Source organism: Bremerella sp. JC817 (genome assembly GCF_040718835.1).
Lineage (GTDB): Bacteria > Planctomycetota > Planctomycetia > Pirellulales > Pirellulaceae > Bremerella.
Genome location: NZ_JBFEFG010000280.1, coordinates 179,074 through 202,666 on the forward strand (window position 1 = coordinate 179,074; position 23,593 = coordinate 202,666).

Below are 23,593 nucleotides of genomic sequence, written 5' to 3' on the forward strand. Positions count from 1 at the left end.
AGGAAATTTCTGAGAAAACCTAGTTTAATCGAACGGAATCCCATGCGGCAAATAGCCGGCGAGAACCTCCTTCCGATGGGTCCCCTGCAGCCATAAAGCTTCTCGTCAGCGGGCCTTAGATTTGTTACCATCCGAGTTTCCCACGGACACACTCCGCCAGACAGGGTGTCTCGCGAAGACCCCTCGCAAGCCAATTCAATATTCTCACGAACGGAAGTCGGCATGACTATCGACGCTTATTCCTATCCCCCTTGCGGCACGAACAAGAAGATCAAGTTCTATTGCCCGGACATGATCGCCGATATCGAGAAGATCGAACGGATGCTCCAGGGAGAGCAGCGGGTGGCCTGTCTCGAATTCGTTCGCAAGCTTCTGGAAAAGTACCCGAACCACTCGGTTCCGCTGTACTACAACGCGGTGCTGAACCTGCAACTGTCGGACGAACAGCACGCAGAAGCCGCGGTCAACTTGTTCCTGGAACATCACCCAGACAATCCCGCCGCTCACGCGTTGAAGGCCACGCTGGAAGCCGCTTTGGGCAAGGGGGATTCAGCCATCGACGAGCTGCAAACGTCGCTCGAAAAGACCGAAGAACGTCTGCATCCTTCGCTGTACGATGCGTTCGGCGCCGTCGGCCAGATGTTGCTGATGACCGGCAAGGTGCTCGGTGCCCGCAGCCACTTCACGCTGCAGTCGAACCTGGCTCCTGAAGACGACAACATGCCGATGCAGATGCTGATGCGTCTGAATCACGCTCCTGAAATTCCGATCTTCCTGAAGCAAGACCTGTCGCTGGCCGAATGCCCCGCCGACTTCCCTCGCAAGGAAGAATTCAACAAGGCCCTGCAAGATGCCGCCCAAGGTTTGTGGCGTCGCGGTCTGGCCCAGTTTGAAGAGCTTCGCGCTGGGGCACCTCGCAATCCGGCAATTCTCGAGAACATCGCCAGCCTGCAGTTCAGCCTCGGCCAGGACGACACCGCCGCCAAGACGCTGCACACCTATGCCGTCGCCGAGCAGCGTGCCGATTTCGAGGCCGCCACAGAAGCGGAAGCACTTGCCAAGGCCCTGACCGATCAGGAAGAAGAGCAGATCGACGTCGTCAACGCATCGATGCCGATCAAAGAAATGGAACAACTGCTCGAAAAGCTGCGTGTCGACGAACGAGCCGAATACCTGCCAATCGACCTTTCGCAGCTTGGCACCGAAGACACGCCACCGCCACGTGCCGCTTACCTGTTGCTCGACAAGGCCCGCACCGCCTCCGACGCTGACCTTACCCTCGACACGATTTCGAGCGTCCTGGGCGAAGTGCTGGTCTTCGGTAAAGAAACCGATCGCGCCGCACGAGTTGAATTCACGTCGGCGAAGGGTCCTCGCTTCGATCAGGCGATCGAACTGCTGAAAGAGATCTGCGGCGATACGATCGAGCCGACCGTCGAAGAACACGTGCAGGGCCGCATCTTCGCCCTGCAAGACCTGATGAACTGGCAGTGGCGTCTGCCGGACGATATCAAGCCGGAGACGCGCAGCCGTTTGATGGCCGAGAAGCGGAGCGAAATCATCCTCGAACAGTGGGTCAACTTCCCGCTGAAGACCCTCAATGGCAAGTCGCCGCTGGAAGCTTCTAAAGATGCTGATCTCCGTTTGCCGCTGGCAGCCGAAGTGCTGACGCTGGAAATGGTGGGTCAGCAAGAGAAGTGGAAGTTCGACTTCGGCAAGCTGCGTGAAAAGCTCAACCTGCCAGGTGGCGGCCTGCTGCCACTGGAAGGGCTCGATGTGGTTTCGCTACCTATCACGCGACTGCACCGCGTGCCTGCGGCTCAGCTTTCCGACCAAGACCTGGTGCAGGCCTACGGCCGCAGCGTCATTCGCGGGCTGAACAAGGCTGTCGAGCACTTCGCCCATGAACTGCTCAACCGCGACTCGCTGAAGGATCAGATCGATCGGGCTCAGCTATATGGCGAGCTGGCTCGCACCGCGCCCGAAAGCGACGAAGCCCTGGATTACCTGCAGAAGGCACAAGCCGAAGCGATCGCTCAGGGTCAATCACCAGGTCTGTGGATGGTTGCCGAGCTGTCGATGCGATTCGAACGTCGCGAAATGATGGAAGCTCAGCAGTTGATGCAGACGCTGATGTCGAAGCATGCCCAGGAACCACAAACGGCCCAGGCACTCTTCGGCGTGCTGCAGCGATTCGGTTTGATCACTCCGGATGGACGAATGGCGGGCGGCATGCCTGCTGGCGGTCCGCCTGCGGGTGGCCCTCCACCGGAAGCGGCTGGCGGTTTGTGGACACCTGATGCTCCGGCTGCCCCACCAGCAGCTCCTTCGCCGCAAGCTCCACCAGCCGGTGGTGGCGAAGAAAAGAAGTCGGGCCTCTGGCTGCCAGGAATGGACTAAGCCATGGCCATTGCCGACGACGCACACTTCATGGGGCGAGCACTCGAGCTCGCCCGCCAAGGGCAGGGGCATGTCGAGCCCAATCCGATGGTTGGCTGCGTCATCGTGCAAAACGGAACGATTGTTGGCGAAGGCTATCATCAGCAATTCGGCCAACCTCATGCGGAAGTCAACGCGATCGCCAACTGCGGCGACGCGTCGCTGGAGGGAAGCACTTTCTATGTCACCCTCGAACCATGTTGCCATCACGGCAAAACGCCCCCATGCACCGACGCCTTGCTGAAGGCTCGACCGGCACGGGTCGTGATCGCCCAGCAAGATCCTTTCCCACGCGTTCAAGGTGGCGGTATCAAGATCTTGCGTGATGCAGGCATGGAAGTGGTGGTGGGTGTTTGTGGTGACGAGGCGAAGCAGTTAAATGCCGCTTATCGTAAACGCCAGCAAACGGGCAAGCCGTGGGTCATCGCAAAGTGGGCGATGACACTCGACGGCAAACTCGCAACCGCCAACGGCAGCAGCAAATGGATCAGCAGCCCCGAGGCCCGCGCGGAAGTGCATCGCATTCGCGGCTTCTGCGACGGCATCATGGTCGGCAGCACAACGGCCCGTCTCGACGATCCACTGCTCACGACTCGCCCACCAGGACCTCGGACCGCAGCGCGGATTGTTTTCGATAGCCAGGCATCGCTGCGCGAGTCGAGCCAACTGATCGCCACCCTCGATCAGGCTCCAGTGATCTTGGCTGTGTCGTCGACGGCGCGGCCAGAGCGACTGGAACGCTTACGTCGCGCAGGCTGCGAACTGATCATCTGTGAAGGAACGGACCACGCAGCCAGAGCCGAATCTCTTCTGCAACAGCTTGGCGAGCGCGGCATGACGAACTTGCTGGTCGAAGGGGGAAGCCAACTGCTCGGCTTGCTGTGGGATCAGCGTCAAATTGACGAAGTCGTCGCGTTCGTCGCCCCCAAGATCGCAGGCGGAAGCGACGCCATCAGCCCCATCGGCGGCCACGGCCTGACGAACATGGAAGATGCCACCCAGCTCCAACGCACCACCTTACGAACCTTCGGCGACACGATCTGCCTGCAAGGTTTCACCCGATTCAGCGACGAACAAAGCTTGCGATAGTTGGGGTGCCATGGCCACGGCTTTGCGTGGCCATGTCTTGATCAAAAGTTTGTTGCTCAATCTCTCTGGAAGCGACATACTTCACGTATGGCAACTGTTCATCGCAAAACGATTCAACGCTTTGAAACTGAGGGAGAAGCCCATTTCCTGACCTTCTCATGCTATCGACGTTTGCCTCTCCTTACTCGCGATCGAACGCGTCAATATTTTGTAGATGCGGTCAATCTGAGTCGAGAAAGAAATCGATTTGACCTCTGGGCCTTTGTCATCATGCCCGAGCATGTCCATTTAATTGTGTTACCGCACAGTGATGTCAAAGTCTCTTCGATACTTTCAACAATCAAGCAATCCGTTGCAAAGCGAGCATTACTCTGGCTTAAAGTAAATGCCCCAAGTTTCTTGCCACAGATAGAAGACTTGCAGCCCAGTGGGAAACGATGTTTTCGCTTCTGGCAGCGAGGACCTGGGTACGACCGCAACCTACGGTCGGCGAGAGACGTCCACGAAAAGATTCGTTACATCCATCAAAACCCAGTTCGTCGCGGGCTTGTTGATGATGCAACGAATTGGCCGTGGTCCAGTTTCGCTGCATGGCAGTCTGGGATTGATACGCCGATCTCAATTGATCGATCCGAAGTCCCCGTACTCTCGAATTCTGATGATGATATCAGATCGGAATATCTGCGGAGTTGACGAACCGCAAGTAGGCATGGCCACGCAAGGCCGTGGCCATGGCACCCATATCGTCAACTTGTTAGTCCTCGTTCAACTTTCCTGGTTTCAGGATCTGCTGTTGAAGACGGGAACCTTCGCTGACCAGTTTGCCGGCCAGGATGTCTTCTTCGGTGAACTTGGCGAAGAGGACGTGCCCCTTCTTACTCCGCTGCCAGTCGTACGAAATGTAAATTGAACCGTCCGGGGCCTGGAATCCGTCGGGGTACGATACGCCTTTGCGTTCGTCCAACATTAGACCGCCACGCCACGACTTGCCTTCGTCGTCCGATAGCCAGGCGGTCAATTGGCTGCGGCCTTCGTTCTGGTCGATCTGCTTGCCATGCTTGACCAGCAGCCACTTGCCGGAAGCCAACTCGCGCAGGTGAAATCGCGCGGCTGGGTGCTTGATCTGAGGCGGAAAGACGGGCTCAGACCATGTTGCGCCGACATCGTTGGAGGTCGTTAACATCGCGCCGCGACGTGTTCGGGCCAACATCCAAAGCGAGCCATCTTTGCGTTCCAGTGCGCGATGCTCGATCCAGTCTGGCTCTGGAAATTGCACGGCACCGCGTCGCGTCCAAGTTTCGCCCTGATCTTTCGAGACCAGAATGTTGCCCCCTCGCAGCGGATCGAGTTCTGGAAACACGCCCACGCCGTAAGGGCCCAGCCCACGATTTTGCAGAAGCTGAGCAAACAAAATCCATTCGCCGTTGGAATGAACGATCGGCTTGTTCAGCATCGAACCGTGCCAGATGCGTTTCGGTTCACTCCAAACAAGTTGATCGGCGTCGGGATTGTCGCAGCGAGTACACCAGAGTCCGCCCCGCCCGTCGAAGTGGTTCATCGTTTGATCGAAGAAGAGCCAAAGGCGTCCCTGGGGATCGGTCCACAGGTTCCCCACGATCACACTGCGAGGTAGCGGCAGGTGCTTCGCCCGGCTATCGATCACCAGGATCGGCTCGCTCCAGGTATGCCCGTCGTCGTCGCTTTTGGCGAGTAGCATGTAAGCACTCGGCCCATCTTCGCCCCCGATCCAAGCGGCGAACAAACGCCCCTTTGGGCTTCGCTCGATGCCGATCGTCATGCCGTAGTCCAGGTTCTTGACATGATGCTCGGGACCGGGCTTTGTATTCAACGTCGGCGGCAGCAAGGCGAGGTCGGCGACCTGTCGCAGCGTGGCCAACTCGACCTGGCGAGCCTCTTCCGCCGTGGTCTTCGTCAAATCGGTCGGCTCATCCGCTACCGCAAAAAACGGAAAAACAAACGCCAAAAGAACGGCGAAACCAAGATTCGCGCGCAGCATAAAACACCGGTGGGTAACAAGGAAGGAAGTTCAGGCAGGAATCGCAATGACGCGGAGTGGCCGTTCGCTTAGAACAGTTCGTGAATCAGTTCGCCACCTTTGACCAGTTGCAGCGGTTGATCGAGGTCGGTGACATATTCGTCATGAGGATTCATCCCCAGCACATGGCAGAAGCTCCGGAACAGGTCTTGAACTTCGACCGGACGATCGGAGACCGAGACACCTTCGTCATCGGTCGCCCCAATGACCTGGCCCATGTTCACGCCGCCACCGGAAAGGCAGGTAATCCAACCATCGGAGTAATGCTCGCGGCCGCCATCAGGCTTGAACTTCGGCGTCCGGCCAAACTCGCCCATCCAGACAACCAGCGTGTTATCGAGCATGCCACGTTGATCGAGGTCGCGTAGCAGGGTCGCGTAACCGCGGTCGATCCCTTCGGCCAGCTTCGGATTTTCGTCCCAGCCTTTTTTGTGCGTGTCCCAGCCTTGATCGCTGACGTTACCGGTGCTGAATACTTCGACGAAGCTGACGCCCGTCTCGACCAGGCGGCGAGCCAGCAAACATCCCTGGCCGAAGTCGGTCTTGCCGTACGCTTCGCGTAGGCTTTTAGGTTCTTTATCCAAACGGAAGGCTTCGAGTTTGGGGCTTAGCACGAAACGCTGCGTCTGCTGATAGATCTCTTGCTTCTCGAGCACGCGTTTCGCCCCGCCGCTGGAAGCGAACTGGGCATCGAGCCGGGCCGATAGATCGAGCCGTCGGCGAAGGCGTTCTTCGGGAACGGTGGTCAGGACATCTTCTGGCAGCGTACCGGCCTGATCGATTTTGAACGATTCGTAGCGGGGGCCAAGCACACCGCTGTTCACGTCACGCGTCTTGATCCGCGGCTTGCCAATCCGCACAAAGGCTGGCAGGTCGTACGTTGGGTCGAAGCGATCGCGGGCAACCACGCTGCCCCACGTTGGATACTGGATCGAAGGGTTGATGGGGTAGCCGCTTCGCACGAGCTTGATCGCGCGAAAGTGATCGCGCTCGCTGCTTTTCATCGAGCGGATCAAGGCGATCTTGTGCATCATCTTCGCCGTTTCGGGCAAATACTCGGCGATGTGCACGCCTGGCAGCGAGGTCGGAATCGCCTTGGCAGGTCCTTGATACTGCGATCCGATCTTAGGATTGAATGTTTCAAACTGGCTGGGACCGCCATCCATCCACAGCAAGATCATCGCCTTGCCGGTCTTTCGCAGTTCGTCCGCTTGGGCCACCAGCATGTCGCGCCACGACAAGGTCATGGCGCCTGCGGCGGAGGCAGTCATCAACTGCTTGAGAAAACCACGCCGATGCGAAACATGGTCGCGACCAGCCACTAAATTCCAAAAGGGGCGAATCATGGAATCTTCCTCGGATATTAGTTGCGGGTTGTGAACTCGGCGGTGTTCAACAACGCCCAGAGCAGGTCTTCAAACGCTTCGCCGCGCGACTCGACTTCTTGAACATAGTCGTACGCGATCTCTAGTTCCTTCTCTTGCGGAGCCCGTCCGAGCACGTTGACGTAGAGACGCTGAATAGCCTGGCGATCGTCAGGCGTTTCTTTCAGCATGCGGGCCAGCTTGGTCTGTTGATCATCGCCTGCTTTCACCTGGTTTTGAAGCTGACGATTGTTCATCAGGAACATGGCCTGTTGCATCGTCTGCGGGCGGAAGGCTCGGCCGAGGGATGGATCGTAGCCGAAGACCTCGTTCACCAGGTCTTGCGTGCTTTTGGGTGGTGGTGGGAACCGCATTTCGGCGGTCGGCTTCATTGGCGTTCCTTCGACGTTCGGAAGTTCGACCGCCGTGACCAGGCTATTGAAGACCACGTCGCCACGCATCTTTCGCAGCTCGGCGGAAGTCAACTGACCAGCCAATTCGTCCTTCGCATCCAACTGGCGTTGGTACGCTTTGGTATTCAAGATGACGCGCATCAGCGGCTTGGCATCGTACTCGCTGGCGATGAAGTGCGCTGCGACGGCATCGTGAACCGAAGGAAGGCTCGGGAAGCCTGCCTCTTCCGAAATCTCGTCGACCGGATCGCAGAATGGCTGATCCATCAGGCGTTCCCAAATGCGGTTGGCATAGGCTTTGGCGAACAAGGCGTTGTCGGGCTGAATGACCCAGTTAGCCAGCAGCACGCGGCGGTCGAGATCGCTGGCACCTTCCGACATGGCATCGCCCGAGAAGACCGCTGGCATCATCGCCTGATTGGTGTCAGGCATCTTATGCTCACCTTTTTCTTTACTGCCCACTTCGATCTGGCTGCTGTCGTTCCAAGGCAGCTTGGCGTTGGTTCGCACAAAGAAGGCTGCCATTTGATGGAACCGCTCCTGGGGAATATCCACGAACGGATGATCGTGACACTCGGCACATTGAATCTGCGTCCCCAGGAAGATTCGCGTTGTTTCGCCAGCCAGCCGGCTGGTGCTCGCCTGATGGAAGCCAACAAAGAACGCCGGCGGGTTGTCCCCTACTTTGCCGGTCGCGGTCAGGATGCGGTAGGTCACTTCGTCCCAGCCGGTTCCTTCGTTCAACTGCTGAGCAAGCCAATCCTGAAAGACCTGATAGTCGAGATAGGTCAGCTCTGGCTGTGGGATTCGATAACTGAAGACGTCGCTCCAATACGTCGCCCAGTTGCCGCCGAACTCTGGGCTGTCGAGCAAGCGGTCGATCATCAACGCCCGCTTGGCAGGGTTGGTGTCGGCGAGGAAATCGGACCGTTCTTGTTCGGTCGGAATACGGCCGATGACGTCGATCGTCACGCGGCGCAAGAAGGTCTCGTCATCGATCAGGTCGGTGGCTTCCGTAATGTGGGCTTCTTCCGCAATCAACTGATCGAGCGATTCAGGCGTCAGCAACTGCACATCGGTCCGCGGATGACGGGCGAAAGGGGGGGCGACTTGGGCCACCTTTTCTTCGGCGGCTTCCTTTTTCGTCGGCTTTTGCTTCGGCTCTGGCTTCGCTTCCGCCAGTTTCTTGGCGACCGCGTCGAGCTTGGCAATTTCGTTTTGAGGAACAAAGAGCACGGCATCGACGATGACGATCCCTTTCGCATCTTTGTCTGAGATCGCGATCACGGCATCTTCATCGGCGTTGAAGTCGAACTGACCCAGCGACTGAAACAGTGCCGGACCTTTCGGAGTTTCCCGCTGATTCAATGTCAGGCTGGCATCGCCCCCGGCGTGATGGATTTCGATCGGAGCGGCTGCGGCACGATTGCTGTTCGCGTTGTACGCCAGGTAGACGCCATACTTCCCAGACTTGGGCAGCTTGTGGCGGAAGGTGAGCGACTTGGGAACGCTCGCTTCATCTCGACCTGGGACACCACTATGGATGTAGCCGTCGCCGATGTAGGGCTTGGTGTGAATTGATGGTTGCCATGGCCCCATCAATTCAGCAGCGGTGTTATCGAGCAGAATGCCTGGCAATTGCTTCGTGTCGATCGCGTCGGCCGCACAGAGCAGCGTCGGTGCAATCAGCAAAAGGACAACACTCGACAAATACGTCCGGTGACGACGAGTTCGCAGCCGCATAGGTCTGGTTTCCCATCAACAGTGGTGAGAAGGGTGATGCCTCCAAAGGAAGGAGACCGGCAGGGACCGTCGAGTGTAAGAAAAAAACGAAACTAACGTCAATCTAAAAGTGACGAAGAATCTTTTCTGCCTGCCTTTAGGGAATCATCTGCCCCGCAGATTCATTCCCTCGCTTAGAAGTGGGGCAATTCGGTCGACTTTAACGACAAAAGCCCGAAACCACTCGTGGTGGCTTCGGGCTCCTGAAGGGGGACTCCCCTATTTAAACAAACGCCGGAATTTTGCGGGCGTGCTTATCGTGTCAGGCGAAGTTCGTTAAATGTAAGCCAAGCCTTGAGGGAGGTCTTCCAGGGGAAGTCTCCCCCAAGGCGTTGGCCCAACAACCACTTCGCAAATCCATCTCAGGTGTGGTCAATCACTAAACATCCATGAATCGACAGTCCGTTATCGGATCGTCAACTTCCTGTGTTAGTTCACGTCGACCTTCACGCCAGGGGCGTTGATGTCGGCTTTGACACCTGGACGGCTGTCATCGAGCTGCGGAGCCTGACCATCCAGCGTGGTCGTAGGCTGCTGCGGCCAGTGATCCTGATCGAAACCCTTCGCCTTGTTCAGCGTTTCTGGATTCACGTTCAGAACCAGCATGTCCTTGTCGTTCTGTGCGTCGTGCTTCCAACCGAAGTTCTTCCACGACACGGCGAACATGTGATCACCGATACCGGCCAGGCCACCAACCGAAAGGGCAGCGTAGCGGATATCACCGTTATTCATATCGACCATCAGGTCGTTGATCGAACCAACCGATTCGTTGGCGTTATTGACGACCGACATGCCAATGATGTCCGCAGCACGATGAACGTGTGCCGACTTTTTGAGACTCTCTGGCTGGTCGTTGCGATCAGCACCGACACTGACACCAATCGGACCGACCTGAACGTTGACGCCACCATCGCGATCTGCGTAATGCTTGTCGATCGCAGCGGCGAACTCTTCGGAAGCCATGTTCGGCCAATTATCGGAATCGAAACCAGGTGCCTTCCGCATCGTTTCTTCATTCAGATCGAGCACCAGGACAGCCTGGGTATCGTCCGTGGCTGGACGGTAGTTGAAGGCTTCAAACGGGACGGCGAACAACTTGGTGCCTAGTCCGAGGAAGCCGCCGTAAGCAACCGCAACGTACTTCACTTGACCGCGATCGGTATCGATCACAATGTCGCGAACGTTGCCGAGATCTTTACCGGCTTCGTTTTGGATAGCCATCCCTTGAATATTGCTGGCACGATGGGCGACCATCGCTTGCGAAACTTGATTGGCTGGTTGTTGCGTGCGATCGATGTTGGCACGAACGGCTGGCTTGTTCGTTTTCACATCGACTCGTGGCGTGTCGACCTCCACGGCTGGATCAGCCTTGGGAGTATCTTCGGCACTAACGTAGGTCGTGACGCATCCAGCGGCCATTAAGGCAGCAGCAACGACTGCAGGAATGTTGCGTGACATAGAACCTCTCCTTGTACGGAATCGGCAGGGCTTTGGAATCGCGTTGCTCAGTTCTGCCGACCAGAGAGCAACGTGGTTGATTGGGTTTCGCTCGACGAGGGCCTGCTTCGAGGCAGGCGTTACCGCCTCCATCGTCGAGCGGCATCTGCCAAGATCTATTTGCATGTCCCGTTCCAACACGCAGTAAAAATCCAGAGATTGCTGCTAAGTCCTTCATTTCTCGCGGTTTTCGCAGGAAGAAATAAATCGCGTGATGCGGGGATGACCGCTCGCTGCGCGTCGATCATCCTTCGAACGAGAAAAGCCTGGTCGCAGAACAACCAGGCTTCGCTCGTTTCGTGTGTTTGCTTTCAGGCAGCCATCAAACGCGGCGGCGAATCACGCATACCAACTCTTCTTTGTGCATCAATTTACTGCGGCCACGGATGCCCAGCTTGCTGGCCAGTTCGCGCAATTCTTTCACAGTGCGGTCTTCCAGACGCTTCTCTTGCATTTCGCACGTCGGCGATTCTGGGGGAGCCAGGTCGGTGTCAATCGTTTCGGTAACCATAGTAGTCATTGAAAGTTTCCCAGCGAAAAGAAAGGTTTGTTGGATGTGGTTGATGATGCCACCTTCCGGCGGATGTCTTATCTACAGCACGGCCCAGATACGCAAGCCAACACCGACGACCATCAAAACGGCGATGGAAAACCAGAACAAACGATCCAGCATGACCGCTTCGGAATGCCGGTCGACCGCCTCGGACGGTTGACGTTCGGTATAAATCGCGTCGACTGGATCGTTCACCGGAACCATCAATGTCCCATCGGGCATATGAGGCTGAATTGTTCCCGTGTGCAGGCAGGCGGAGTCAGTTGGGCGGTTCATCGTTTCGGTACTCGAATCAGGCTTTTGCATTGGACTGGGGGTGCTTTGCCGAAGCGTCTTACTCCATGACGTTCATCGGCTCGTTATCAGGATCGGTATCGATGACGGTGGATGGGTTTTCGACTTCATCCCCCGGCGTGATCGCAGGGGTATCTTCGGGAGCCGGAGTTTCTGCTGGCGGTTGACATCCGCTGCCAATCACCAGTGCGACTGCGGCCAATCCAAGCATCGAGACAGCTGTGGGGAGGCTTCGCCAGTTCATGGTGGTAATCCTTGCATCAAGGGGGTTATGCGTTTTTTGACGAAGCTGACGATGCAAGCTGTGTGCCAATGGAAGGAAGAGCCCTTCCGATGCAATCAGTGGCGGGCAAGCAGCCCTAGGAGCCAAGAAAAGGCCCCGTTTTTGAGAATTTGGCCACCCCGTGGGCGGTCTCTCGACGCTCAAGATGAACGTCGGACGTACAGAACTGCTACTTCTCTTCTTTGCGAAGCCGACCAACGCTCGACTGGAAATATTTCCGACGTCGAGTCGATTGCTGCTGAGAATTAGCTTCTTCTTCCGACTGTTCGGAAGCGGCAATCAGATCCGCCAGGTTGGCGGCACATAGACGACAGCCGATCTGTTCCAAATGGAACGAGATGTAAGTTGACTCTTCAGGCGACGGAATCACCCCTAGTAAATATTGCTGAAGCTGCGGCCGTGTTGGGCAAGTTACTCGATGCCGCCGCCAGATTTCCCCCAGGCTATGCACGCCCGCATCGCGACGGGCGAGGATCTCTAGCAGCCGTTCTTTCAATTCTGGCTGTTCCCGAATCTGCTCTTCCACCGACGTCGCTTCTTCGACCGCCAGTTCTTCGTTCAGGTAAGCTTCCAGATCGGCATTGGTGAGAGTTCGCATCACGCTTCCTTTTTCCTCATGAACAACTCCGCGATCCCGACGAACACGGAGTCAAGGCTCGCTGCTCGGGGTTAGCCCTCCGAGTGGTAGACTTCTTCGTAAGGTTGCACGACGACAAACCCGTTGCCGATAAACTCCATCTGGAATGACTCGCCACTGGACCGTCCCAGCAGCGAGCGGAACGTGATATCCGTCTTTAGATTCGGCGACAACGTTCCGCTCCAGGCAACCGTCGCGTTCGGATCGGTATAGACCGGCTGGTTGGGCGTGACGACCAGGGTCAGCGGTTCGTAATGCGTGGTGATGGCCACCATGCCGGTTCCGCTGAGGGTCATCTGAAATAAACCGCCGGCCATCATCGACGAGACACGTTTCATCATCTTGATGTCCCAGGTTACGGTCGGCTCGAAGGCCAGCACGTCGTTCGCATTGACCACGATTTCCTGGTTTTCCAGACGCAAGATCTGGATCTTTTTGCCGTAGTCCGCCAGGTAAACCTTGCCATTGCCGGTAACCTTGGTCAGGCGAGCCCCTTCGCCGGTGAGAGCTTTCTTGAACAAGCCGCCCAGCCCTTTGTCGAGCATGCCTTCACGTTCGAACTTCATGTTGCCGAGGTACGAGATCATCGATCCCATCTTCGACCAGACATAGTTGCCGTTGAGATTCACTTCCAGGATGCGAGGGCTTTCCATTTCAAAGAAGCCTTCGCCCCGATCACGCTGCTGCGTTTGTTCGACGAATTCGCGAAGTGTGTATCGGTTGTCAATGCTAGACATGTCTTAAGATTCCCCCGACTAATAAGAAAGAAAAGAACGTGAATCGCCGTTTGCCTTGCGACCCTGCTGGAAAATAACTTCGCCTGTTACGACTAGGTATAGAGTTCTGGAAAGACCTCTTCACTTAGCTGCTGGTTCTTCACACTTCCACGAAGCTTGTTCGTGAAGTCGTGCTTGTAATTGGCCACGTGCTGTTCCGAAATATCTAATTTCGTGGCGACATCCTTGTTCGCCCAACCGCGGACGAACAGTAGCTCCATGCACTGGATCTTCACCCAGTCGCCTCGCTCGCGCCATCGTTCGATTTGTTCCTGGATCGCTGCGACCAGGGCTTCTTCTTCCATGCGGCGTCGTTCGCCACTGCGGACCAGGCTCGAAGCAGGTCGGGCCGGGCCTTCTAGTTCCCAAGTATCGCTGCTCGACTTGCCAGCCCCGGCCGAACTGAGCGGCAATGTTGGGCGGCGACCTTCGCGGCGAAGATGATCGGTCAGCTTGTAAGCACAGATCGCGAACAGATAACTTTCCAGACTACGGCGGCCGTCGTAGTTGGGCAGGCTGTTTAAAAAACCGATGAAGGTTTCTTGAACAACATCTTCGCTGTGAGCACGTCGACGAAGACGGCTTTCGACGAAGGCCAACAAGCGACCTTCGTATCGATCGATCAAATCTTGCCAGGCATCCTCTTCGCCATCGCGGATGCGGGTAATCAGCAAGGATTCGGTTTCAGAAACGCGTGTAGGTGGCAAAGCGAAAGGTTCCCTTTCGAGGCCAGATAACAAGACACCGACGAGTTGGCGATTCGGCCAGAAACCGCCAGGATTCCCAAGTTATAGCATGGGAAATGATCGGACGAAAATCACGCCTGCGACCAAAAGTCCGCTGACGGCAAAAACCGTCCCTGCCGAGACCAGCCAAGGAGAGACCTTCGCTTCTCGACGCGTCAGCGCCAGACCGATGTAAGCAACCGACATCAGCCCGATAAGGAACAGGAAGCCTGTGCCGATATAAATGACCCGGCTGATCCGTTTCTGGACAGACCACAGATCGCGGATCTTTTGCTGAATCGCCGGATCGAACTTCAGGAGGGCATGCCATTGATGCATGACGCCAAACGAGGGCGTTAACTGTTCCTGATAGTTCTCGGCGACGACTTCTTCCTTCAGATTTTCCAATTCGGCGGCCAGCATAGTGCCGGCCTGGTTGTTGGAGAGGAGGTCGTTGGCATAGGCCTGTAACGCCACGGTCACTTCGCGATCGAGCGACTTGCTGCATTCCATGCCGCGATCGTACGGGCCGGAACTCACTGAGACGTAATAGATACCATCCTGTTCCCAGCGAGGTGGCTGCTCGACCCAGGCAGGGCGACCTGGCGGGATGATCCGCGACGGGTCGACGGAAAGGTCGCCTGACTTCAGTTGATTGCGAAACTCTTGATAGATCGATCCGGCCAACTGCCCGATCGACTTGCCGGTTGCAGCCACGCCATCTTCAGTGGTGGGTTCACTGGCGGCCTGGCTAAGATCGCGGGGGAAGTGTTCGATCTCGGCGGTGGCCGATCCACTTCGAACCGCTGTCGTTTCAAACTGGGAGCTGACTCGCGCTACCGGACGATCGTGGATCACGGAAACCGCTTCCTGGCGACTAATGACCGTTCGGGAAGGAACGGAAATGAACATCAAGCCGGCACACAGCAGACCTAGTCCGACCATTCCGGCTGCGACCACCCCCAGGACAATCTTCGCACCATGCTTACCAGCCATGGCAACCAAACCGATTACTACGGCAATCAATCCGACTGCAACCAATCCAACCAGCAGGATGGCGACAGGGGAGAGCACGGAGACTGTCATGGTTTGTTGCATCATCGGATAGAAAGGGAACGAAGGTCGATAACCGTTGTTCGTCGACAGTCGCGACTTATTGGCGACCACGCGAAGCGATTACGGCGATCACAATCACGGCGGCGCCCGCGGCTACGGCCAGGACAGCGAGCCCGGCTAGAATCATTATCCAACTCATGGCCATGATGGTGGTATTCCTCGTGGTGGCATTCCATGTGTCCTACGCCGGCGACTACTGGTCGCGCGACGTGGTTTCTTTTAACTCTTGTTCGTAACGTCGACGTTCCAGGTCGCGACGCTCTTGGCTGAACCAAGGCGCCGACAGCTGAATGGTCGCCACGGTAGCCCCGACCAGCATAATTCCCCACGGCTGGAGGAACGTCCAGAACGTCGAGAGAATCGCGGCCCAGGCCACAAATACACCCGTGTGCCAGATGCTCAGCCAGTTGGTCCGCAGCGGATCGGCCAGTTTCCACCAGCGTGGCACCAGGAAGACCAGTCCGAAGTACATCATCAAGCTGCCGATCGATGCCGAGGCACTCATTCCGCCCAGACCAAACCACCCCTTCGAGGCGGCTCCGATCGAGAGCGTTTCCATTGGCAAGATAAACAGTCCGATCCAGGCCGCGACGCCACACAAGATGCCGATCAACATCATCACGATCCGCCGGGCAGCCTGATCACCAGGCTTGTCTTCCCAGAACTTCGCGGTGATCAACACCGACCAGGTTGTCACGATCGTCAGGCCTGCGAAGAAGACATACGCAGGTCCCAGCGTTACGATCGCCGATTTGGTCAGCGCGGCTTCGCCTTCCGAAATCAACAGCAGCACGAACGAAACCAAGACCGCCATGATGCCGCTGACAATCAGCGAGCCCAGCAGTTCTTGAATCCGTTGCCTTGGTGTTCGGATGGCAAACGCGGCCCGTTCGCGATCTTTTCGCTTGGGATGCCACATCGCATCTTGCGAGGCACGATACTTTCGCTTCATCGCTTCCGGATGATAACGACCGCTCGAGTCTTTTTTAACCGGCTTACCATCGCCCCCAGGGACGTCCTCTTGGAAGAGCTTTACCATCTGGCGAACCATCAGGTAAGCCATGTAAAACGCTCCACCGACCAAAGCGACCGGCACCAGGTACGAAAGGTTGGCGACCAGGCCGAACGCGATCGCGGTCAGCACGACCACTTTGATGGGCAAGCTGGTGTTGTTGTGATTCCACCAGGTCTTGAATTTGCTGGTCAAGCTTCCGACCGCCATGGCGATCGGTTCGTCGTCCAGTGAACTCTTCGGTACCGGAGCTTCGACATAGCCGATCTTCGCTTTGACTTCCGTAGCCACGGCTGGCTGGACAGACTTGGCCGCCGATGTTGGTACCGACGTGTCGACGGTCGAGACTGCCGCGGTTGTCGACACTTTCAAGCCAAGTTGTTCCAGCATCTCTTCGGCCGAGTTCGTCCGTTTCTCGGGATCTTTCTCCAGAGCGGCAGCGACGACCGATCGATAAGGCTCGGCCAGGTCGCCCAAGTCAGGGCTGGCGGTCAGATGCTTCATGATGATTTCCTGGCTGCTTTCCCCTTCAAAGGGAACGCGGCCGGTCAGCATCTCGAACAGGATGATCCCCAAGGCATAGACGTCGATCTCGCGACCGTAGCGTCCCTGGCCAATTTCCGGGGCCATATAGTGGAACGTGCCAACGCTTTCCGTCTGTCCGCTGCGGCGACTGACCGAGATAAATTTCGACAGGCCATAGTCACCAATTTTGACGGTGCCTTGGTCGTTGAAGATGTTGCCTGGCTTCAAGTCGCGGTGAACAATACCGTGGTCATGTAGGTAGTTGACCGCCGAAGCGATCGACTTGAACCACGACAAGGCATCTTCCCGCGGCATGCCGTTGGGATGGCGTTCGATGAAATCTTGCAGGCTGTCGCCATGGACATATTCCATGACAATCCAGCCCTCGCCTTCGCTGTCGTAACGGATGTCGAAGAGCGCGACGAGATGCGGGTGCTTGAGATTCAAGCAATGCTTGGCGCCCCGCATTTCAATTTCCAGATTACGCTGGATGTGCTTCAGTGCGACTTCTTTGCCGGAATCGGTGGTCGCATAGTAGACTTCGCCAAAACCTCCGGCCCCGATGCCACGTTTGATGGTATAGCCATCTAACGGAGTGGAACCGCTCTTGTAAGTAAACCGCATAGGGCTTTCTTTCGGTTTGACGAATTTCGCAGGGCCGACTTCATCGTCCCCGGGTTGGTTGTCCGGAGTAACGGCGGCTGCCGACTGGTTCATGGTCTAGTCCCTGGCCAATGGATTAAGTGATGCGTTAAGGCAAACTTCGCGGGGCTGACTTCCAGGGGGGAAACAGCCGAGTCGCGAATCGCTCGCCCTCTTCATGCTCGAGCCAACGGCTCGATGCAGAACGAAACTTCTTCTCCTTGGACCGACTCTCCTATCTTGATCGATGAGGCAGGCTGGGTCGAATCGCTTTGAAATAAAGGCAATTTCGACTTCAGCTGCAATTTGCTTCCGAGCCGGTAAACAACGACATCCTGCTGCCATTTGGGGCAGACAATATGATTGTTCGATTTCGACCCCATCAGCAGCGAATCGGCCAGCAGCACAATGCCATCGGCGGCCGGTTCGGTACGATGCCGGCTGATGATGTGCAGCACGGCCGAGGTGCTTAACGGGTGCGGCTGCGTGAATTGGACCTTCACGCCACGCCCCAGGGTCATGATGTCGCGACTGCGGAGCAGGGTAGGCCCCTGGATCGATTGATCGTTGACCTTTACTTCGGATAAAGGCTCCACGATGTATTCGTCGCCAGATCGTTTGATGGCGGCATGGCGACGGCTGATGTCTCCCATGATCGGAATATCGACCTGGGATGAAGCCATCGCCTGACCAATATTAATCCGATCGGCCAGCAGCAGCATGTAGCCGCCGACTCCATCGATCCACATTTGCAGGCGGTCGCTCACATTCCCCCTTCGATACGCGAAATTGGGCTCTACAACTGACATTCGCTCTTATCTCGTACCTACAGCCAACAGTTTATCAAAAGGTCGGTCCTCTCGAGTGCATTACTATTCGTCCCCGGCGGGGAAATATTGGAAGCTGGCGTCGATATTGTTACCAGGCGGCAGCTCCCCAGGTTTCGGCGATGCGATCATTGGCCTGGGGCGTTCCATCGATGGGCCTGCGCGTGCCGAGATGGCGATCGACTTTGTCCAAGTCGTCGCCATCCCGTTCTCGCTGGAGATCTTCAAGGGTCGTTCCGTGCCCTAGTTGAGCTGCGACAGCTCGATTCGCTTGGTCAGCTGTTCGCTGGCCTTGGTGTCGATTTCGACCAGTTCTTCGTCTGCTTCGAGCTCGATTTCGAGACCGAAGTAGCTGGCGACTTCCTGGCTGATGTCAGCATCGACCTGTTCGTCCAGTTGGATTTCGCCGGCCAATTCACCGTCGACATCGACCATGCGTTCCGCCACGTCGATCCGGGTGCGGATCTCGTCGATCAGACGCTTGGTCTTCGACAGATGGCTGTCGTCGAAGGCAAACTTGCTCGAGGTCTGGGCGACTTCCACCATCTTCTGACGAGCTTCCAGGTTCTCGACGTCAACTTCCAACTGACGACGAGCGGTCAGCATGCCATCGAGCTTGGCTCGTGCGGCATCCAAACCTTGCTGACGAGCACGCAGAATGCTTTCCAGCTTCACGCGGGTCGCATCCTGGGTCTTGAAGCGTTCAAAACGGCCAGCCAGGTCGGTCTGGACGGCGTTTCGGCTGTACGAATGACCGGCATAGGTGAAGTGGGTACTGCCACTATCCAGGTCGTTCTTCAGACGAACGATGTCGGTCTTGCTCGAAACGAGCTTCTCTTCCATGTCGTTCAGTCGACCTTCGAGACGTTCGACTTCGACTTCTTCCTTAGCAATCAGATGCATGTTTCGGCGAATCTCTGGGGTGAGATCCGTAATCATCTTGCGGGCCCGATCGAGCTCGAACTCGACAGGGACGTTGTTCTTCACGCTGTCTTTCAGTCGGCTGGCCGACGTCGAGATGTAGCTAAATGCGTCGGTTCCAAACAGGAGACCAACGAGCAATGCGGCACCAGCACCAGTGCATGCGAGTTTTCTGACCATGACTCAACCCTCTCAACAAATAAACGGAATGACCCTCGAACTTTTCCTGCTCGGCACACCCTTCTGGATCACAAAGGTCTGCGTGACCGAGCGGCTAACTTGCAGGCATAGATAGGAGTTCGCCGCCGATTTGCCGATCTTTGGATTTTTTTCCCGTTTTTTGACATGCTGTCAGCGGGACCGGTGACGAGAGCAGAAATAGGCCTTAAATAGACGCTTCACCCAGATGGGGCGTTTTGGGAACGATCGGGCATAATGCCCCTCCCAAGCCCCTTAGTGCTAGCGGAAAGCTGCGGTAAAACGCTGACTGGCCCTCAAAAGGTGGGACAGTTAGGATGGCAGTTGGTGAGAAAAGTGTTGATGAAAATGGCAGTCGTTGCCTTAAGACCACACACTATCGCCGGCGGCCAACCGCAAAATGAAATGGGCCGAGAAGCCCCAACTAATTGAAAAATTTCACCTTAGGAAAGAATCGCGACGCCCCATTAAGAAATTGTGCGAACTTGGCACCATGGTTGCGGTGTCATGTTGTGACCTGAAGCCGTCCACTTAACGAGCAGTTTGATCACCATGCAAACGGCTCGATCGGTAAGGAGATTTCCAATGGATCACTCGACGCCATTCAAACTGGTTCACGAACCACCAAAGAACCCTGAGGGGAACTTTGTGGTCTACCAGCCACTCCCCGAAGATTCGCTGGCTCTGTTGTCGGATTGGATGGATCACGCTCTAGAGATCCTGGAAGAGGAAAACGCTAAGTTCGTGTCGCCTATTTCCAATCGCAAGAACTTGGTCAGCCAACGATAGACTCGGGCTAAAAACTATACCGCAGTGCTAATTACCGGCCGTTCTCCGGGGCGGCCGATACAACTGCCGGACCATTCTTCGCTGAGTTCTCAGCCTGCCGGGTTACCGGTCTTCCCTTAAGACCCATCAAGACCACACCCAGCACCGTAAGCACCACGCCAAACGCCAGGTTGATGGTGAATGCTTCGTGGAAGATCATCACTCCAGCCAATGCCGAAAGCGGATTTTGCAGCGAGTTCGCCGCGTTACCGATGTTCACAGGGGCATAGCGAAACGATAACGTCAGGGCCACGAACGCTGCGGCGTTCAACAGACCGGCGACCAGCAGCACGCCATATTGGGGCAATGTGGTACTGGCGATTTGATCAAATCCGGCGGTGAAATAACCTAGCGGCCCTAGAATCACCATCCCGACGCAGCAAATCAACGACGTGCTGAGCGCCATACTGACCTCGCGCGAAACCCCTCGGCGGATAGCCACGCTTAAGAAAGCATAAGAAATGCCGGCTACCATCGGAGCGAAAATACCCGCAACAATCAGCGTCCAGCCGGTTTGATGATGGACGACCGATTGAATTGCTCCTCGGCCCGCCAGACTGAGCGAAACAAGCGCTAATACCAGTGAGAAAGTTCCCCAGGCCTGCCAACGCGTCAGCGATTCCTGAAGCAGCAACTTGCTGATAACAACCCCCACTACGATCATCGTCCCCAGACAAAGGGGAACGCTCATCGCGACTCCGACCACGCCGAAGCTCCACTGCAGGGTCGCATTCCCCAAAAGCTGGCTGGAAGTCGCGGCAGCGATCAGAATCAACAGAGACGATACCTTCGGGAAGGGGGACCGACCGGTCCAGACTTGCCAGATAGCGACCGGGCCAAAGATCGCGACCGTCGGAATCGCTTTCAGAAACGAAACCCAAATCGGATCAAGGTCGGTCAGCCAACGCAAACAAACGTTCGCCAGCGAGTACCCCACCGCAGCTAAAACACCGCAAAAGAGGCCGAGCCAATCGCTCGTTGAGGTTCGCTCAGTCATACGGTTCCAGGGAAATCGGTCATTTGTTACCGCAGACCTGTGGTCGACATTCGCAGGTCTACGGTCTATTCTGTCGGGGGTATGGGATAGGGAATGGCCATGAATGACACAATTACCCATCATCTGATTCGACAACTACATCGCTCGCCGTGGCGAATGACGGCTGTCGTTACCGGCGGGGGAAGCGAAGCCCTCAGCCAACTGCTGAGCGTGCCTGGTGCGTCGGACACCGTGCTTGAAGCCATCATTCCGTACTCGGCGGCTTCCCTCGAAGACTTTCTCCACTTCAAGCCCACCCATTATTGCAGTCGAGCCACAGCCCAGGCCATGGCCATGCGGTCCTTTTTCCGGGCTCGGGAATTGCAATCTCGAATTTCTCCCACAGATATTGATGACATGCACCTGGTGGGGATTGGCTGCAGTGCCAGTTTGCGTAGTCTACGCCCCAAAAAAGGAGAGCACCGCGTTCACATCGCCGTGCAAACCGCCACCACCAGCAGCATTGCGTCGTTGGTCTTAACGAAAGACACGCGTGACCGCGGCCGCGAAGAGAACGTCGTTGCGGCGCTGCTCCTCAATCGGTTGGCCGATGCGACCGGCATCAGCGACCGCATTCCGCTGGATCTGCTGCCTGGCGAACGCGTCGACGAAACGGCCGCTGTCGCGTGGCCATCGTGGACCGAGCTGATGCTGGGCCAGCGTTATGCGGCCTGCGTTCCGCGGGCACTCGAAGAAAACACGACCGAAGACTTTCGTGGCGTGCTTTTCCCCGGTGCTTTTAATCCACTGCACGAAGGTCATATCCGCATGGCCGAGATCGCCGAAAAATTGACCGGGCATCCAGTCGACTTCGAGATCTCAATCGAAAACGTCGACAAGCCACCGCTCGATTTCTTCTCGATCCAGTCGCGTGCCCGGCAGTTCGATGGCCCGCTACGCTGTTGGCTGACCCGCGCTCCGACCTTTCTGGAGAAGTCGAAGATCTTCCCGGAAGCGACGTTTGTCGTGGGTGCCGATACGATCGTGCGAATTGCCGAACCACGCTACTACGACGACTCGCCCCAGCTTCGAGATGCCGCGTTGGAAGAGTTTCGCCAGCAAAACTGCCGCTTCCTGGTCTTCCCTCGGGTCGTCGACGAAGACTTCCAGGCCTTCGAAGACCTGACCCTGCCGCCAGCTTTGGCCAATTTGTGCCAGCCAGTCCCTGCTTCGGAGTTTCGGATGGATATCTCCTCTTCCGAGATTCGTAGTGGGGGTAAATAGCGCAAAGCTTCTCAATCGAACCAACACTCCACACGTTCTCCAATCCGATAGCTCGGGTAACTAGGCGATTCTGCCGCTTTGCCACCGGGCCAGTTGGCGACCGTCGGCAGTAGGAGTTGGATCTATTCAACCTTACACGCGAGATGCGCTTAACAATGGGGCCGATTGCGGCTGTAAGCTCCCTTTCTTATGATTGAGGTCGCTCGGCATCTACCAGCCGTACTGTCCCCTGAATATGAAGGCCGAAACATGACCACCGCTCCCCATATCGAACCAGGCAAAGAGACTCTGCCGCTCTTCTGTGGTGTGGACGTGGGTGGCACGAATATCAAGATCGGCCTGGTCGACGATCACGGCAACACGGTCCAGTACAAGAAGATCCCGACTAACGAGACCGAAGGTCCTCAGCGGTACATGGAGCGATCGACCGAAGTCATCCGAGAGATGATGAAGGCGATTAACCGGCCGATGAGCGACATCACCGCCATCGGTCTCGCCACGCCCGGCACGATGGACATTGCCGGCGGGATGCTGCTGGAACCCCACAATCTGCCGAACTCTTACAACTTTCCGATCCGCGATTGCCTGTCGAAGCTGACCGGCCGGCCGGTGATCTACGCCAACGATGCCAACGCGGCCGCGTTCGGCGAATATTGGCTGGGCTCGGGCAAAGAATTCCGCAGCATCGTCCTGCTGACCCTGGGCACTGGCGTCGGTGGTGGCATTATTGTGGAAGACCTGCTGATCGATGGTGAACATAGCCATGGCGGCGAGTTGGGTCATATCATCATCGATTTCAGCGAAACGGCCCGGACAATTCCGACCGGGCAGCGAGGGCATCTCGAGGCCTACGCTAGCGGCACCGCGATCATCAAACGGACTGCCGAAGCCCTGCAAGGCGACCTCCAGAAAGAGAGCTCGCTGCATGCCCGGATCGACGCCGGCGAGAAGCTTACCCCCTTGATGGTGGCAGAAGAAGCGGAAAAAGATGACTCGTTATCACTGCATATCGTCATGGAAACGGCCCGCTATCTCGGAATCGGCATCGTCTCGCTGATGCACACGATTGACCCTGGGGCAGTCATTCTCGGAGGGGCCATCAACTTCGGCGGCCACGATACCGAACTGGGCTGCAAGTTTCTGGATCGGGTCCGCCAAGAGGTCAAAGCTCGGGCATTTCCGGTCCCAGCTCAGAAGACGGTGGTCGATTTCGCCCGTCTTGGGGGCGATGCCGGCTATTTGGGGGCTGCTGGCAAGGCCAGAGTCGTGGCTCACCGCGATTCCCTGACTGGCTAGTCCTGTAGTATAATGGGGCGTTTACCCGAATCATTCGGATACTCGCCAAGGTTCAGCAGT

Annotated in this window: 21 protein-coding genes; 6 read left to right on the top strand and 15 right to left on the bottom strand. The window is 56.7% G+C overall.

Annotated elements, in window-relative coordinates:
* Positions 1-222: 222 nt before the first annotated feature.
* From AB1L30_RS18985 to AB1L30_RS18995, 3 genes are all read left to right on the top strand, one after another.
* Entirely contained in the window at positions 223-2,400 is a 2,178-nt protein-coding gene (locus AB1L30_RS18985; protein ID WP_367014983.1) for a hypothetical protein, read from the top strand.
* A 3-nt stretch (positions 2,401-2,403) separates the two neighbouring features.
* Positions 2,404-3,528: a bifunctional diaminohydroxyphosphoribosylaminopyrimidine deaminase/5-amino-6-(5-phosphoribosylamino)uracil reductase RibD gene (ribD, locus tag AB1L30_RS18990; RefSeq protein ID WP_367014985.1), complete on the top strand. Its 1,125-nt coding sequence runs from the start codon at positions 2,404-2,406 to the stop codon at positions 3,526-3,528.
* 87 nt (positions 3,529-3,615) lie between these two features.
* On the top strand, positions 3,616-4,221 hold the full coding sequence (locus tag AB1L30_RS18995; RefSeq protein ID WP_367014987.1) for a transposase: 606 nt from the start codon (positions 3,616-3,618) through the stop codon (positions 4,219-4,221).
* A gap of 61 nt (positions 4,222-4,282) precedes the next feature.
* On the opposite strand, the gene AB1L30_RS19000 is transcribed toward AB1L30_RS18995, so the two are convergent.
* The 14 genes from AB1L30_RS19000 to AB1L30_RS19065 form a co-directional block, all read right to left on the bottom strand.
* On the bottom strand, positions 4,283-5,464 hold the full coding sequence (locus AB1L30_RS19000; protein ID WP_367014989.1) for a sialidase family protein: 1,182 nt from the start codon (positions 5,462-5,464) through the stop codon (positions 4,283-4,285).
* 149 nt (positions 5,465-5,613) lie between these two features.
* Positions 5,614-6,930 (bottom strand): DUF1501 domain-containing protein, encoded by a 1,317-nt coding sequence (locus AB1L30_RS19005; RefSeq protein ID WP_367014990.1) that lies wholly within the window; start codon positions 6,928-6,930, stop codon positions 5,614-5,616.
* 17 nt (positions 6,931-6,947) lie between these two features.
* On the bottom strand, positions 6,948-9,104 hold the full coding sequence (locus tag AB1L30_RS19010) for a DUF1549 domain-containing protein (protein ID WP_367014992.1): 2,157 nt from the start codon (positions 9,102-9,104) through the stop codon (positions 6,948-6,950).
* A 468-nt stretch (positions 9,105-9,572) separates the two neighbouring features.
* Complete coding sequence (locus AB1L30_RS19015) at positions 9,573-10,601, bottom strand: PRC-barrel domain-containing protein (protein WP_367014994.1); 1,029 nt, start codon at positions 10,599-10,601, stop codon at positions 9,573-9,575.
* Between the two features lie 361 nt (positions 10,602-10,962).
* A complete protein-coding gene (locus AB1L30_RS19020) occupies positions 10,963-11,160 on the bottom strand; it encodes a Rho termination factor N-terminal domain-containing protein (RefSeq protein ID WP_367014995.1) in 198 nt (65 codons plus the stop codon).
* Between the two features lie 72 nt (positions 11,161-11,232).
* On the bottom strand, positions 11,233-11,469 hold the full coding sequence (locus AB1L30_RS19025; RefSeq protein ID WP_345090316.1) for a hypothetical protein: 237 nt from the start codon (positions 11,467-11,469) through the stop codon (positions 11,233-11,235).
* Positions 11,470-11,527: 58 nt separating this feature from the next.
* Positions 11,528-11,731, bottom strand: a complete 204-nt coding sequence (locus tag AB1L30_RS19030) for a hypothetical protein (RefSeq protein ID WP_367014997.1) — start codon at positions 11,729-11,731, stop codon at positions 11,528-11,530.
* 208 nt (positions 11,732-11,939) lie between these two features.
* A complete protein-coding gene (locus tag AB1L30_RS19035; RefSeq protein ID WP_367014999.1) occupies positions 11,940-12,368 on the bottom strand; it encodes a hypothetical protein in 429 nt (142 codons plus the stop codon).
* A gap of 71 nt (positions 12,369-12,439) precedes the next feature.
* Positions 12,440-13,144: an AIM24 family protein gene (locus AB1L30_RS19040; RefSeq protein WP_367015001.1), complete on the bottom strand. Its 705-nt coding sequence runs from the start codon at positions 13,142-13,144 to the stop codon at positions 12,440-12,442.
* Positions 13,145-13,236: 92 nt separating this feature from the next.
* Positions 13,237-13,890, bottom strand: coding sequence for a sigma-70 family RNA polymerase sigma factor (locus AB1L30_RS19045; RefSeq protein WP_367015003.1), 654 nt, complete (start codon positions 13,888-13,890; stop codon positions 13,237-13,239).
* Between the two features lie 81 nt (positions 13,891-13,971).
* Complete coding sequence (locus AB1L30_RS19050; protein WP_367015005.1) at positions 13,972-14,994, bottom strand: hypothetical protein; 1,023 nt, start codon at positions 14,992-14,994, stop codon at positions 13,972-13,974.
* 223 nt (positions 14,995-15,217) lie between these two features.
* Complete coding sequence (locus AB1L30_RS19055) at positions 15,218-17,278, bottom strand: serine/threonine-protein kinase (protein WP_367015007.1); 2,061 nt, start codon at positions 17,276-17,278, stop codon at positions 15,218-15,220.
* A gap of 101 nt (positions 17,279-17,379) precedes the next feature.
* On the bottom strand, positions 17,380-17,970 hold the full coding sequence (locus AB1L30_RS19060; protein ID WP_367015009.1) for an FHA domain-containing protein: 591 nt from the start codon (positions 17,968-17,970) through the stop codon (positions 17,380-17,382).
* Between the two features lie 303 nt (positions 17,971-18,273).
* Complete coding sequence (locus AB1L30_RS19065; RefSeq protein ID WP_367015011.1) at positions 18,274-19,131, bottom strand: hypothetical protein; 858 nt, start codon at positions 19,129-19,131, stop codon at positions 18,274-18,276.
* A 603-nt stretch (positions 19,132-19,734) separates the two neighbouring features.
* Here AB1L30_RS19065 and AB1L30_RS19070 point away from each other — a divergent pair.
* Entirely contained in the window at positions 19,735-19,938 is a 204-nt protein-coding gene (locus tag AB1L30_RS19070; RefSeq protein WP_345090290.1) for a hypothetical protein, read from the top strand.
* 31 nt (positions 19,939-19,969) lie between these two features.
* Here the strand turns inward: AB1L30_RS19070 and AB1L30_RS19075 are convergent, their stop codons facing one another.
* Positions 19,970-20,974 carry an EamA family transporter gene (locus AB1L30_RS19075; protein ID WP_367015014.1) on the bottom strand — a complete coding sequence of 335 codons (1,005 nt, stop codon included), beginning with the start codon at positions 20,972-20,974 and terminating at the stop codon, positions 19,970-19,972.
* Positions 20,975-21,073: 99 nt separating this feature from the next.
* On the opposite strand from AB1L30_RS19075, the gene AB1L30_RS19080 reads away from it, so the two are divergent.
* The gene (locus tag AB1L30_RS19080) at positions 21,074-22,237 is read left to right on the top strand and encodes a hypothetical protein (protein WP_367015016.1); all 1,164 of its coding nucleotides are present in this window, start codon (positions 21,074-21,076) and stop codon (positions 22,235-22,237) included.
* Positions 22,238-22,486: 249 nt separating this feature from the next.
* Positions 22,487-23,533: an ROK family protein gene (locus AB1L30_RS19085; RefSeq protein WP_367015018.1), complete on the top strand. Its 1,047-nt coding sequence runs from the start codon at positions 22,487-22,489 to the stop codon at positions 23,531-23,533.
* Positions 23,534-23,593 lie beyond the last annotated feature (60 nt).